Origin of the sequence: uncultured Cocleimonas sp. (assembly GCF_947495625.1) — a bacterium.
Taxonomy (GTDB): Bacteria; Pseudomonadota; Gammaproteobacteria; order Thiotrichales; family Thiotrichaceae; genus Cocleimonas.
Genome location: NZ_CANLZW010000023.1, coordinates 65,973 through 80,491, shown reverse-complemented (window position 1 = coordinate 80,491; position 14,519 = coordinate 65,973). Strand labels below are relative to the sequence as shown.

At 39.2% G+C, this 14,519-nt stretch carries 11 protein-coding genes; 9 read left to right on the top strand and 2 right to left on the bottom strand.

All coding sequences use genetic code 11. The features are described 5' to 3' along the window. Window positions 1-97: 97 nt before the first annotated feature. Window positions 98-2,740 (bottom strand): penicillin-binding protein 1A, encoded by a 2,643-nt coding sequence (locus Q1A31_RS13680; protein ID WP_299877662.1) that lies wholly within the window; start codon window positions 2,738-2,740, stop codon window positions 98-100. A gap of 248 nt (window positions 2,741-2,988) precedes the next feature. Between Q1A31_RS13680 and Q1A31_RS13675 the strand changes: the two genes are divergently transcribed. From Q1A31_RS13675 to Q1A31_RS13635, 9 genes are all read left to right on the top strand, one after another. Then, window positions 2,989-4,041, top strand: a complete 1,053-nt coding sequence (locus Q1A31_RS13675) for a pilus assembly protein PilM (RefSeq protein WP_299877660.1) — start codon at window positions 2,989-2,991, stop codon at window positions 4,039-4,041. Further along, window positions 4,041-4,619, top strand: coding sequence for a PilN domain-containing protein (locus Q1A31_RS13670; protein ID WP_299877657.1), 579 nt, complete (start codon window positions 4,041-4,043; stop codon window positions 4,617-4,619). The genes Q1A31_RS13675 and Q1A31_RS13670 overlap by 1 nt, the downstream gene beginning before the upstream one ends. After that, window positions 4,609-5,259: a type 4a pilus biogenesis protein PilO gene (locus tag Q1A31_RS13665; protein WP_299877655.1), complete on the top strand. Its 651-nt coding sequence runs from the start codon at window positions 4,609-4,611 to the stop codon at window positions 5,257-5,259. The genes Q1A31_RS13670 and Q1A31_RS13665 overlap by 11 nt, the downstream gene beginning before the upstream one ends. Before the next feature lie 85 nt (window positions 5,260-5,344). Further along, on the top strand, window positions 5,345-5,824 hold the full coding sequence (locus tag Q1A31_RS13660) for a pilus assembly protein PilP (RefSeq protein ID WP_299877652.1): 480 nt from the start codon (window positions 5,345-5,347) through the stop codon (window positions 5,822-5,824). Between the two features lie 59 nt (window positions 5,825-5,883). Then, window positions 5,884-8,184: a type IV pilus secretin PilQ gene (gene pilQ / locus Q1A31_RS13655; RefSeq protein ID WP_299877649.1), complete on the top strand. Its 2,301-nt coding sequence runs from the start codon at window positions 5,884-5,886 to the stop codon at window positions 8,182-8,184. Between the two features lie 111 nt (window positions 8,185-8,295). Further along, entirely contained in the window at window positions 8,296-8,817 is a 522-nt protein-coding gene (aroK, locus tag Q1A31_RS13650) for a shikimate kinase AroK (protein ID WP_299877646.1), read from the top strand. Next, complete coding sequence (gene aroB, locus Q1A31_RS13645) at window positions 8,814-9,890, top strand: 3-dehydroquinate synthase (protein ID WP_299877643.1); 1,077 nt, start codon at window positions 8,814-8,816, stop codon at window positions 9,888-9,890. The genes aroK and aroB overlap by 4 nt, the downstream gene beginning before the upstream one ends. Before the next feature lie 9 nt (window positions 9,891-9,899). Further along, window positions 9,900-11,048 (top strand): deoxyguanosinetriphosphate triphosphohydrolase, encoded by a 1,149-nt coding sequence (locus Q1A31_RS13640; RefSeq protein ID WP_299877640.1) that lies wholly within the window; start codon window positions 9,900-9,902, stop codon window positions 11,046-11,048. 246 nt (window positions 11,049-11,294) lie between these two features. Continuing rightward, complete coding sequence (locus Q1A31_RS13635; protein ID WP_299877637.1) at window positions 11,295-12,845, top strand: hypothetical protein; 1,551 nt, start codon at window positions 11,295-11,297, stop codon at window positions 12,843-12,845. On the opposite strand, the gene recN is transcribed toward Q1A31_RS13635, so the two are convergent. After that, the gene (recN, locus tag Q1A31_RS13630) at window positions 12,811-14,484 is read right to left on the bottom strand and encodes a DNA repair protein RecN (RefSeq protein WP_299877634.1); all 1,674 of its coding nucleotides are present in this window, start codon (window positions 14,482-14,484) and stop codon (window positions 12,811-12,813) included. The genes Q1A31_RS13635 and recN overlap by 35 nt on opposite strands. Window positions 14,485-14,519: the final 35 nt, after the last annotated feature.

Here is a 14,519-nt window from a genome sequence, read left to right as displayed (position 1 = left end):
ATTAGTTTACGGCAACTTACCCTTTCCTTAGATTGTTTCAAAGAATTGCATTTAGTTGTTGAATTCACCGGGTGTCAATTAAATGTCTATTGAAATGCTAGAATAACTGTTCTGGCATTTCTACGCCTTCTCTATTCGCCCTTTGCGTTCTATCCATGGGTTGTTGATCATTCATATTGGCTTGAGGCTGTTGTTGCGTTAAAGATGCTGGTGGCTCGATACCTAAGCTACGTAATCTATCTATTTCTCTTTGACGGGCTTGTTCACGTCTTCTTTGGTTTTCCTGTCTTTGTGCGGCTTCTCTTCTAATGCGTTCCATGTGTCTAGCTCTGGTCACTTCATCTAAGTTTTCCATGTTTTCCAGAACTTGCATTTCTCGTTGCTCGAGCATGTCTTCACGATGAGCAGCCATATAGGCTAAGATTTCTTCTTCAGTTGGAATCTGCTCAGGAGTTAATGCCTCATTGATCGTTTCCATTGTATATTCATTAGGCGGCATGCCGGTTTCAGCATCCAGTTGAACGTTGATCAATCCTCTTGGGACTTTCCAGCCAACGTCCTTTTCTCCTTTAAGCGCAGTGCCCATGAAATCTATCCAGATCGGTAATGCAGCGCCTGCAGCAGTCTCTTTTCTACCAAGTGGAGCAATGCGATCAAACCCAACCCAGACAGTGGTTACTTTTGTGGGTGAAAATCCACAGAACCAGGCGTCTTTCTGATCATCGGTTGTGCCTGTCTTGCCTGCTAAGTCTCTTCGTTTGAGTCTATTTGTCCGAGAGCCAGTGCCTGATTGCGCTACACTTTGAAGCATGCTGGTAATCTGATAATGCACCGTCGGTTTCATAATTCGTTTCGCAGGATTGATCTTGGAAGAATTAGGGTTGTTTGTAGAACAATCCTCACACGCTGTATATGGGTTTGCTTCGTATATAGTGGTGTTGGTGCGATCAACGATTTTGCGGATGTAGTGACTTTCTACTTTAAAGCCACCATTGGCAAAACTTGAGTAAGCTGTGGTCATTTCTAGAGGGGTAGCCGAGCCTGTTCCCAAAGCCAGCGTTAAGTCTTCTGGTAGAGCTCGTTTTTTAAAACCAAAACGTTTTGCATATTCAATGGCGTATCCAAGGCCTATTTGTTGTAAAAGCCTGATAGAAACAAGATTCTTTGATTTGGCTAATGCAACACGCAATCGGGTAGGGCCACCAAATTCATGGCCGTAGTTTTGTGGATCCCACGTGCTGTTTGCTAAATCAAGAGGCTCATCTTCTACGGTAGTAGCAGGGGAGTACCCCTTTTCAAGCGCTGCTGCGTATATAAACGGTTTAAAGCTGGAGCCTGGTTGACGTTTTGCCTGAATTGCCCGGTTGAATTTACTGTAAGTAAAATCAAAACCGCCTGCTATGGCTTCAATAGCGCCATTTTTTGGGTTCATCGCAACAAGTGCGCCGGTTACTTTTGGTACTTGAGAAAGATTCCAGATACCTTTGTCATCTTTCATGACTCTAATAACATCGCCTGCAACTATGACAGAGTCTACAGATTTCGGTTTCTTGCCTCTTCTATTTTCATTGATATATTTTCTTGCCCAAGACATTTGCTTTAAGGTGATTTTTACCGGCTTACTTTCTTTATAAATCTCTAATACAGCTTCCTTCGCGTTACTGCTGATAACCAGAGCAGGATAGAGTTCGGCAAATACTTTGTATGTTTTTAGTTTTTCCTGTTTTTCTTTCGTGGTTTTTAAAGACTCCAGTTCTACTTTGTCTTCAGCACCTCTATAACCATGTCGCTTGGTATAACTCAAAAGATTGTTACGAAGTGTTTGAATGGCGTTGTCTTGTTCTGCGCTATCAAGAGTGGTGTATATCTTTAAGCCCAGTTTATAGATGTTTTCTTCGCCATAGCGTCTGATCGCATCCGTTCTTGCCATCTCTGCCATGTAAGGGGCATAGGTTTCATTTTCTACATTATGAATTTCTGCGGTGATTTCTTCTGCTAAAGCGGTTTGATAATCAGTGTCACCAATATAGCCAAGCTCAAGCATACGCTTAAGAATGTAATCTCTTCTGACTTTGGCTCTTTTGGGATTTCTTACAGGGTTGTATTTTGAGGGCGCTTTGGGTAACCCTGCAATCATCGCACTTTGAGCCAGCGTAAGATCTTCTACTTTTTTACCATAATAAATTTCAGCGGCTGATCCAACGCCATATGAACGTTTCCCTAAAAATATTTTATTCAGGTACAGTTCTAAAATTTCTTGTTTGGTAAGCTCATCTTCTATTTTTAAGGCTAGAAGTGCTTCACGTAATTTTCTATCAACCGTTCTTTCATTGGTTAAAAAGAAGTTTCTAGCGACTTGCATGGTAATAGTACTAGCCCCTTGGCTCACGCGGCCACTTTTTACAGCAGATACAATCGCACGGGCAATACCTTTGAAGTCCACACCTTTATGTTGGTAGAAGCGAGAGTCTTCAATTGAAATAAAAGCATTTTTTAAATTATCTGGAACCTGGTTGTATTTAACCGGACGTCTACGGTGCTCTCCAAACTCAGCGATAAGTTGATCATCACTACTGTATACCCTTAGCGGTAAGTTGAGCTGGGTATTTTTTAATTCACTTACTGATGGTATTTGCGATGAATAATAAAAGTAGATCGCAGTTATACCTACAATTCCTAATATGCTTACAAAGAAAATAGGAGCAATTATGTAACGAACGAGTATTTTAAATAGAGGCATTTGAATTGATAAAATTTGTCTTTCTAGGTGATTGTTATATATTAATTTTTAATATGCTTGATAGGTATTACTAAGCAGTAGTTCCTTATAATTAGAAATTATAACATTCTACCGTCCGTCCAAAGTATGTGCCATAGAGGGGTAAGAGGGTAGACTATTTTATTAATCGACGCTAGTATTGTCACAGAACTAATAAGAAATACCCCTCAAGGGTTTCTATAAATAATAACAATAAAAGGATCTAATCTGTGTTTTCCTTCTCAAAGAAAAGCGGCAATCTCTTAGGCATTGATATAAGTTCATCAGCTGTAAAGCTTATAGAACTCTCTCGCAAAGGGTCTGATTATCGTGTTGACAGTTATGCTGTATCAGGTTTGCCTGATGGTGTAACAAGCGAAAGAGATATCAACGAAGCCGAAAAAGTTGGTGAAGCTATTAAGTTAGCTGTTAAGAACAGTCGAACTAAAAGCAGAAGGTGTGCTTTAGGTATTCCTTCTTCAATGGCTATCAATAAAATAATCACTATTCCAGCATCTATTCCAGCTGGAGAATTAGAAGCTCAAATTTCCTTAGAAGCTGAACAATACATTCCTTATCCTATGGATGAGGTTAACTTCGATTTCGAGGTATTAGGTCCTTCAGAAACTTCATCAGAGATGATGGATGTATTAATAGCTGGAACCCGAACAGAGAATGTCGAAGTTAGATTGGCTGCTGCAGAGATGGCTGGTTTGCATGTAGAGATAGTTGATCTTGAATCAAATGCGGTTGAGTTGTTATTTAAAACAATGATCAATGAGCTTGATAAACATGATGTTGTCGCGGCAGTAGATTTCGGTGCATCGATGACGGGTATTAATGTTTTCGAACAAGGTAAAGTTGTTTTCTCAAGAGAACAAGTTTTTGGTGGCAGACAACTAACAGAAGAAATATCTCAAAGATATGGTCTTTCTTATGCTGAATCTGGTTTGGCTAAGAAGAATGGAAATTTACCTGAGGGTTATGTTTCTGAAGTGCTAGACCCTTTCAGAGAAAATATGGTTAGGCAGGTGCAACGATTCCTACAGTTCTATTACGCATCTACCCAAAATGAAAAAGTGGACAAGGTTCTATTGTCAGGAGGCTGTGCAAGTATTCCTGGTATCGATGAACAAATTCAGGAATTGATAGGGATACCTACCGCTTTAGCAAACCCATTTGCAAACGTCGTGTTGCATTCAAAAGTAAATCCAGCACGTTTTACCAATGATATCCCTGCGATGTTAGTTCCAGCGGGATTAGCTTTAAGGGGGTTTGAGTAATGGCTGGTATAAATTTATTACCATGGCGCGAAGCTGCTAGGAAGAAAAGCCAGCAACAATTCGTTATGTCCATAGTGGGTGCGGTTGCAGTCGGTGTTCTTGCAGTAGGTGCAGGTTATACTTACATGGAAGGTAGAATTTCTTATCAAGAAAGTAGAAATGCTTATATTCAGGCTGAAATTAAAAGGCTTGATAAGACCTTAGAGGAAATCAAAACCTTAGATGCTAATAAAAAGGCATTGCTGGATCGTATTGCAGTAATTGAAAAATTGCAGTCAACAAGACCAGGTATTGTTCATTTATTTGACGAGATGGTTAATGCATTACCTAAAGGGCTTTATCTTACTCAGTTAATACAAGAAAATAATAAAATTAAATTAGAGGGTAAAGCAGAGTCAAGTGCTCGAGTATCTAGTTATATGAATAGACTAAATGCTTCACCTTGGTTGAGTTCTTCAGATTTGAATACGATTAAGGTTGATCCTAAAGATGATAAGAGTCGTTTAAGATCTTTCAAACTAAATGTAAATCAATTACTCACGCAGGCTGGGGATAAGGAGAGCGAAAATGGCAATTGATACTCAAGAAATAAATAATCTGTTAAGTGATCCGGCTAATGTTTCATTACCGATAAAAATTGGCGCAGTTGCTATCGTGTTTAGTTTGGCTCTGTTTATTGGTTATAAACTAGTGATTGTTGATCAGTTAGCAACACTGAAAACAGTACAAGCCCAGGAACAGGATAAACGCAGGGTTTATGAGAAAAAACAAGCTCGCGCAAATCAGTTACCAGCCTATAAAGCACAATTAGAAGAGATGCAGATTTCATTTGGAGCATTAAAAGATCAGTTACCAAGTGATACCGAAATCCCTGGTTTGATATTGGATATTTCGGAAAAAGGATTAAGCAATGGTTTGGAGATTGAACTGTTTAAACCTGAAGATGAAATACATAAAGAGTTTTTTGCAGAAAAGCCAATTAAAATTGAAGCAAAAGGTACTTATGCTGAATTAGCGGGTTTTGTGAGTGATCTTTCGGCACTGCCTAGAATTGTTACAATTAACAATATTCAATTGAAGCAAGCTGAAGAAAAGAAAGGCAAAGAAGCCTCTAGTAAAAATAAGAATAAACCGACAATTTCACGCCTTTCACTTAAAGCGACAATTAAAACCTATCGTTACTTAAGTGAAGAAGAAGTGGAAGGGACTGAGGGTTAAGATAATGATTAACAAGACGAATCAATCTAAGAATTATTTCTTGAAAAAGGCAGCAATAATCTTACCTTTATGTGCATCATCTCTCATGTTAACAGGGTGTAACGTAAGTAAAGCTGACTTGGATGAGTATTTTACGGAACAACGAGGTAAGCCAGCTGCACCTATCGTTCCTATTCCGGAAGTTAAACCTTATTTGAGGTATATCTATCCAGAGCATGAAAAAGATCCTTTTGATGCAGCGATGCTAGCACCAAACACAGTTAGGGAAGAAATCATCGACAACGGTATTAATATTGATACTACTCGCGTACCAGAATTCCTGGAAGGTTTTCCACTGGATAGCTTGAGAATGGTTGGTACAGTAAAAAAAGATGATACCTTATGGGCTTTAGTAAAAATTCCTGAAGGAGCAGTACAAACTGTTAAGGCGGGGAATTATCTAGGCCAAAATTATGGAAAAATCATGAATGTTTCAGAAGTGAAAATGGACATGGTTGAGACCGTATCAAACGGTTTAGGCGGTTATAAGGAAAGAGATATATCCATTGCTTTGAATCAAGAATAACTTGATGATCAATTGGAACTTAAAAATAAAAATAAAATTTAACGAGTGGGTTATTTAAAATGAAAATTATTACACGTACCTTATTGGGCTTGAGCTTGCCAGCACTGTTACTAGCAACTGGTAGTAGTTACGCTACGGCTCGTTTGCAAAGTGTGGATTCTGCAATTCAATCATCTGGTAAATCGAGTTTACGTCTGCATTTTGACAGTAAAGTAGGAATACCTAAAAGCTTTTTAATGAAGCAACCAGCAGGCATAGTTTTAGACTTTGCAAATGCTGAAAGAGGAATGGGTAAAAGAAGTCATCAAGTTAACTCGAAGTCTGTGAAAGGAGTTAAGCTGGCTGGTGCAGGTAATAAACTAAGAGTTATGGTTTCATTAAATAAACTCACAAAATACACCACAAGTTTACAAGGTAATGATGTTGTTCTGACTTTTGATGATAATCAAGCAAAACCGAATAATGCACAAGCTCAAGCCAAAGCACGTCAGATAGCAGCTCAAAAGAGAGCGGCAGAACAAAAACGAGCGGCTGTTCAAAGAAATCAAGCGAGAAAAGCAGCAGAAGCTAAAAGGCTAGCTGCATACAAGCCGGCGGATCTAAATAAAAGACCAGGTCCGGTAGTAAAAGCTAAGAGTGTGAAACAACAAGCTGTCGCAAGTAACTATGTTGCGCGTCCTAAGACGACTCAGGCAAAATACAAACCAACACAGCGTGCTGTAACACATCGAGCCCCTCAATATAGAGCCAATAATACTTTAGGTCAGGTGGACTTTCATAGAACTGCAAACTCTGGTGGACGTGCTCTCATTAAACTTCCTAGTGCTGCAACTGTTGTAGAATCTAGAAAACTTGGAAACACAGTTGTATTAACTGTTAAAAATGTTGCAGCGAAGCAACCTAGAAAAAGAATAGATGTTTTAGATTTTGCTACTCCCGCTTCTTATATTGATATTGCTAGAAGTGGTCGTGATGTTCAAATAAAAATCATGGCAAATTCCGCTTTTGATTTTGATACATCAAGAAACGGTGCAAATTACATAGTTGATATAAAGAAAGTTAAACCAAAAGCAAAAACAAATCCTTTAGTTCAAAAGAAGAAGCACTATAAGGGTAAAAAGCTTTCATTAAATTTCCAGGATATTGAAGTACGTTCAGTTCTCCAGTTATTAGCAGATTTTACCGACAAAAATATCGTTGTTAGTGATAGTGTAAAGGGTAATATCACGCTTAGACTTAAAGATGTTCCCTGGGATCAAGCGCTGGATATCGTGCTTGAATCTAAAGGTTTAGCAATGCGAAGCAATGGAAATGTAATTTGGGTTGCACAAGCAACTGAGTTAGAGGCAAAAGAGCAACGTGAATTACAGGCGCATAAACGCAAACAGGCACTTGAGCCATTAATAACAGAATACATTCCTGTGAATTATGCAAAAGCTGCTGACATGCTCGCAATGATTCAAAGTGACACTGGCTCTGAGAGTTCTGGTATCTCTGCACGTGGCTATGCTTCAGGAGATGATAGAACAAATACGATTATTGTTAGAGAAACAGCATCGCGAGTTGCTGAGATTAAAAACCTTATTCGTAGTTTAGACGTTCCAGTACAGCAAGTTTCTGTCGAATCAAGAATAGTGATTGCTACTGATGAGTTCAGTAAAGAGTTAGGAGCAAGATTCGGTGCTACAGCATTCGGTAAAAATCTTAGTACATCAGGTAGTTCAGAAAGCACTAGCTCTATGGTCAATGATCTTGTTGGAGATGGTTCTTCTGTAGGTGTTCCAAGTCTTAGCGATAGATTGAACGTGAATATGCCTGTAACTGGTGCTGCAGGACAAATTGCATTTTCTTTATTAAGTGGAGATTATTTGTTAGATCTAGAATTATCTGCCCTTCAAGCTGAAAACAAAGGTGAAGTTATATCAACACCACGTGTTGTTACCGCAGATAAGAAGAAGGCTTTAATTGAGCAAGGTGTAGAGATACCATACTTAGAAGCCAGTTCAAGTGGTGCGGCTACAGTTTCATTCAAAAAGGCAGTACTTAGTCTGGAAGTTACTCCGCAAATAACTCCTGACGAACATGTCATTATGGACTTAAAGGTTAATCAAGACACAGTTGGAGAGATTTTTTCTGGTGTACCAAGTATTAATACAAGAGAAGTAAATACCCAAGTACTTGTAGGTAATGGACAAACCGTAGTGTTAGGTGGAGTTCATGAAGAGGTAAATTCCAGTAAGGTCGATAAAGTTCCAGTTTTAGGAGATGTGCCAGTATTAGGTCGACTCTTTAGGACAGATACTGACCAAGATGAAAAACGTGAACTACTTATCTTTGTTACGCCCAAAATCATGAAGTAAATTTATTTAGTTTAGTATAAAAAAAACGCCAGGTTTTCCAGGCGTTTTTTTTTGCTCGTTGAAAAGAGTTATCACTTGATTCCTGTTTAAGCAAATGGCATAAAACAATCCATGGATAAAAATATAATTTTAGTAGGGTTAATGGGAGCAGGGAAGTCGACCATAGGCAGGTATTTAGCGAAACAGTTAAATAAAGAATTTCTTGATACAGATAGGGTAATAGAAGAAAGAACGGGCGTAGATATAGCGACCATTTTCGAGATTGAAGGAGAGCAAGGGTTTAGAGATAGGGAAGAACAGATAATAAAAGAATTATGCCAGCTTGAGAATATTGTTTTGGCTACAGGCGGTGGAAGTATATTGCGAGAAGAAAACCGAAAAAATATGAAAGAGCACGGTCATGTTGTTTATCTTTGCACAACGGCAGAGCTTTTATATTCGAGAATTCGTTTCGATAAATCTCGTCCATTAATGCAGACCAAAAGTCCCCTTACTACTTTAAGAAACTTATTAAATGGTCGAGAGCCTTTCTATAAAGAAGTTGCAGATACCGTTATAATGACAGGAAAGCAAAAAGCAGCTGTAATAGTAAAACGTGTCGAGCAAGCGATAGAGAGTCATATCAAAAAATGAAAACATTGAATGTTGATCTTGGAGATCGTAGTTATCCCATTTTTATTGGATCAGGTTTATTAAACAAACCAGAATTAATCACGCCGTATATAAAAGGGCAGTCTATCGCCATAGTTTCTAATACAACGGTAGCCCCATTGTATCTAGATAAAATCCATAATATGACAGAGGGCTTTTCAACAACAGATATTACTCTACCTGATGGGGAAAAATATAAAACAACGGAAACTCTTGGGCAAATTCATACGGAAATGTTGCAAGCACGTTGTGATCGTAAGACCACATTAGTGGCCCTAGGTGGGGGGGTGGTTGGAGATATTTCTGGTTTTGCCGCCGCAACTTATCAGCGTGGAATTAACTTTATTCAAGTTCCTACTACATTATTATCGATGGTCGACTCATCTGTAGGTGGTAAAACAGGGGTGAATCATCCTCTTGGTAAGAACATGATTGGCGCTTTTCATCAACCCCAATGCGTTATCATAGATACAGATACCTTAAATACCTTGAACGATAGAGAGCTAAGTGCCGGGATTGCAGAAATTATTAAATATGGCTACATCAATGATTTAGACTTTATTGATTGGCTAGATCAAAATATGGAAAAGCTCTTAAGTCGAGATCAGGAGGCATTAGCTTATGCCATTTTTAAATCCTGTGAACACAAAGCAAAAATCGTAGCGGCAGATGAAAAAGAAACAGGTCAAAGAGCGCTACTGAATCTTGGACATACTTTTGGTCATGCTATTGAAACAGGTATGGGTTATGGTAATTGGCTTCATGGTGAGGCAATTTCTGCAGGCATGGTAATGGCAGCTGAACTTTCAAAAGAACATGGGTGGCTTTCAGAAAGCGATATTACAAGCATGAAAACTCTGCTTAAAAAAGCAAATTTGCCTGTAGACCGTCCTGCCGAGATATCACCTGAGCGTTTCAGTGAGCTAATGTCTATTGATAAAAAAGTACAGGATGGTGTATTGCACTTAGTCTTAATGAAATCGCTAGGTGAAAGTATTATATCCAGTGATTTTGATAAGCAGGCTTTGTTACGCGTGCTTGGCGCATCGACCTAAAAGGTATTAATGAAAGCTCCTTATGCAGCCAGTCCAGAATTTAGTAAAGGCAGGAAATTTTCCGAACCTGCTCCAACTTATCGTTCTGAATTTCAAAGAGATCGCGATCGAATCATTCATTCGACAGGGTTCAGAAGACTTGAGTATAAAACTCAGGTGTTCGTTAATCACGAAGGTGACTTGTATCGGACAAGGTTGACGCACTCATTAGAAGTCGCTCAAATTGCTCGTTCTATTGCTCGTACATTAGATCTGGATGAAGACCTAACAGAAGCTATTTCATTAGCCCATGATATCGGCCACACTCCTTTTGGACATGCCGGCCAAGATGCGCTGAATGCCTGTATGAAGGAATATGGCGGATTTGAGCATAATCTACAGTCTTTGCGTATCATTGATGAACTGGAAAAAAATTACGCTGACTTCAATGGTTTAAACCTTTGCTATGAAACACGCGAAGGGGTTTTAAAACATTGCTCATTAAAGAATGCCGCTAATTTAGGGGATGTTGGTGAACGCTTTCTTAAGAAGGAACAGCCTTCCTTAGAAGCTCAGTTAACCAATATTGCTGATCAAATTGCCTATAATAATCATGATATAGATGATGGTATTCGCTCGGGGTTGATCAATATTGAGCAGATGAGGCAAATGCAGCTATTCAGTACTCAATATGACAAAGTTATGTGGAAATACCCAGAATTAAAGGGGAATCGCAGAGTTCACGAAACCATTCGACGCATGATCGGTGAGCAGGTTGTCGATCTTGTTGAAACCAGTAGAGCAAAGATAGCTGAAGTAAGCCCGGAATCTATAGAAGATGTTAGAAAGCATTTTGAGCAACTCATCAGTTTTAGTGATGAAATGAGGGCGCATAATCAGGAGCTTAAAAAATATTTACGTGAGAACCTGTATTTTCACCATAAGGTTTATCGGATGACTCGAAAAGCGCATCAGGTAATAGAAGCACTTTTTGATATTTTTATGCATGACTTGAGACTGCTTCCCCCAGGGCATTTGAAACTAGCGCGTAATGCTTTAGTAGACGAAGGATTGTCAGGTCAGGCTCGTGTCATTGCTGATTATGTTGCCGGAATGACTGATCGATATGCGACTAAAGAGTACGCCCGTCTATTTGGTGTAGACGGCAATGTTTTTTAATCTATTTTAGATTGTTTAACTACATCTCAGCTCTGCATAAATTCCGTTTACGTTTTTAAACAGTAGATAACAAAATGTCACTCAAAGTTAGGACCTCCTTATCTATTTGTTATCAGCTTTTATTGGCAATTAATAGAACTGCCGTTGCTCCGAAATAGTTTGAATCTCCCAGTGTTCCATGTAACATTATCCTCATAATTATAATAATTTAACTCGGCTATAAGCATGAGTTGCTAGGGGATATCTGTGAAATTATCATTCGCACAATTGCATTGTTTTTTCTTCAAGAAAAGATACGTACTGTCATGTTTAAATAAAATAACTTTATTTGCTCTGCTCTCGATTGCTGCCCCTCAAGTATTGAGTGCTGCCAATATCGATAAAGACAGTGATGGTGATGGACTAACCGATTTACAGGAAGAAAAACTGGGTACAGAAGCCTATCTTGCAGACACTGATGGTGATGGTATTAATGATGGTGTTGAAGTTGGTGAAAATGTAAATAAGCCGCTAGATAGTGATAATGACAATCGCATAGATGCCTTAGATTATGATGATGATAACGATGGTTTGCCGACCTTTCTTGAGAGTAAAAATGATACTGATAAAGATGGTATTGTAGATTATCTAGATCCTGATTCAGACAACGATGGCCTAGCTGATGGTGTTGAGGCAGGCTTCTTAAATCAAGATAAAAATTTCGATGGTATTGACGATGGCTTTGATGCGTCACGTCTAGGGGCTGTGGACAAAAATGGAGATGGGATTAACGATAACCTTAAACTTCCAGACCATAATAATGATGGTATTGCTGATTATCTAGACCCGAACTATAAAAAACAAAATGCAGTGGTTTCTAATGCTTCAAAGCCTGCCACTACCTCAAAGCCAACTGATAAAACAATTGTAGAATCAACGTCCAAAGCATTAAGTGAAAGCACAAGTGTTAAGGAAAAATCAAAGGTCGTTGTTCTTCCTAAAAAAATACAGAAACAGAAAGTAGAAGTGAATCGTTATACCGATACTGATAATGACGGGCTATTAGATTCTCAAGAGCTGATTTTGGGTACTGATATCATGAAACGTGATACAGATGGAGACAAAGTTTCTGATGCGATAGAAGTCGGAATGGATATAAATTCACCACAAGACTCGGACCGAGACGGCATTATTGATGCTTTAGACGAAGATGATGACAATGATGGCATTTTGACAAAGTTTGAAGATATCAATAGCGATGGTACTGCGATCAACGATGATACCGATCAAGATGGTGTGCCAAACTACCTGGATGGCAATGATGATGGAGACAGTCGCTTAACCAAAGAAGAGGGTGGAACAAAAGACAGCGACGGTGATGGGATACTTGATTATTTAGATAAAAATGATGGGGTTAAAGATAAAGCACCTAAGCTAGCAGCGAAAAATGAATTACCTGATGAGCCTGAAGTCGTGGTTCTTTTTGATGGTGATCTTTCATCGTTACCTCCCGAGAAAAATGAAGAAACAGATACTGCTGCACAGGAAATAGATGAGGTAATAGAAAACTCAATTGAAAATGCAGTGGCAAATGGCAGTTTAGATAAAATAGATGAAGATGCTGCTGACAAACAAGCTGCTGACAAACAAGCTGAAGATAAGCAAGTAGCAAAAAAAGCGACTGATACTATCCAGCAAAAGAGCAAACCTAAGAAGGTCGTGCTTCCTGAAAACACGACTAAAGCTACCAAGACTTCACCGGCAGAAAAAGAAAAAGGCGGTGTTATGCAGTGGTTAACATCTCTTTTGCCAGATTGAGTGTGGATTCGGTAATTTCTAATCCACCCATCATGCGCGCAACTTCCTTCACGCGTTGCTCGCCATTCAAAACCAACATCCCTGTGGATGTTTTGTCATTGCCTTTGATCTTGGTGACTTGATAGTGATTATGAGCCTGTGAGGCTACCTGAGGTAAGTGAGTAACACATAATACTTGTCTGTTGTGCCCCAGATTTCTGAGTTGTTGCCCAACTACCTCTGCAATACCGCCACCAATGCCACTATCTACCTCATCAAATATGAGTGCAGGAAGTGTAATACGTTGTGCTGCTATCATTTGAATCGCCAATGAAATTCTAGACAACTCTCCCCCAGAAGCTACTTTAATAAGGGATTTTAGAGGTTGGCCCGGGTTACCGCTCACTTGAAATTCAACATGATCATTACCATGTGCATTGAAGCTTTCAGTTTTTTCAATAGCAATGGCAAAAATACCACCTTCCATTCCTAATTCTTGCATAGCGCTAGTGACGCCCTTGGCTAGTTTTTTGCCAGACTTATTTCTGCTGTCACTTAATTTTGCAGCGGCTTCTAAATAAGCAGTTTCAGCTAGATTGAGCTTTTCTTGTAATGCATCAAGATCATATTCGTCACTGTCTAAAGAATGTAATTCTTCATGCAGAATTTGCCATTTAGCGAATAACTCTTCGGGGGCAGTTTGGTGTTTACGTGCTAAATCGTGCAATGTCGATAGGCGTTGATTTACCCAATGCAAACGCTCTGGATCTAGTCCAACGCTTTCGTTGTAGCGACGCAATAAGTCAGTGGCTTCCTGAATTTGTATTTGCGCATTTTGTAGCATCTCTAAAGGTTCAGATAACGCGCTATCCAGTTGATTTAAAGACTCTAATTGATGGGTTACACCACTGATGGCCGAATAGATTGATTTATCGTCGTCATCGTAAAGTTGCATAATGCTTTGCGAACTTGCATCGAGCAGTTGGCCAGCATTGGAAAGTCTAGAGTGCTCTTCGTCTAACTGTTGTGCTTCATTTTCTGTGAGTTGTAAATCATCCAGCTCCTGAGTTTGAAAACGCAGTAAATCGAGTTTTGCCTGATGATCGCTATTTGCACCTTGAAGATTTTCAAGTTTAGTTTTGAGAGATTTCCACTCCTGAAATTTTTTCTTTACGCTTTTTCTTAGAGATTCATTGCTGGCGTAATCATCTAACATGGTTCGCTGCATGTCTTTTTTCATCAGCGATTGATGTTCATGTTGACCATGTATATCGACGAGTTGTTCACCCAATTGTCTTAATAGGGTTAGATTGCAGGGTGATCCATTAATCCAGGCTCGTGATTTACCGTTAGATGAAATAACCCGGCGCAATATGCATTGATTCTCTTCATCGTTTTCATTTGCCAGTTCTTGTTCTTGCAACCAAAGTAAGGCTGATGGAGTGTCTTCAATATCCACACTTAATGTGATTTCGGCTTTATCAGCGCCATGACGAACAACACCACTATCTGCACGATCGCCTAACACAAGTCCAATCGCATCAATCAGAATCGATTTACCAGCGCCCGTTTCACCGGTGAGCGCAGTCATGCCTGACTTTAGCTCTAAATCGAGTTTTTCAATAATGGCAAAATCTTTTAAATAGATATGTGAAAGCATGACTGTTCGACAATGAGTTTCTGATTGGGATGACT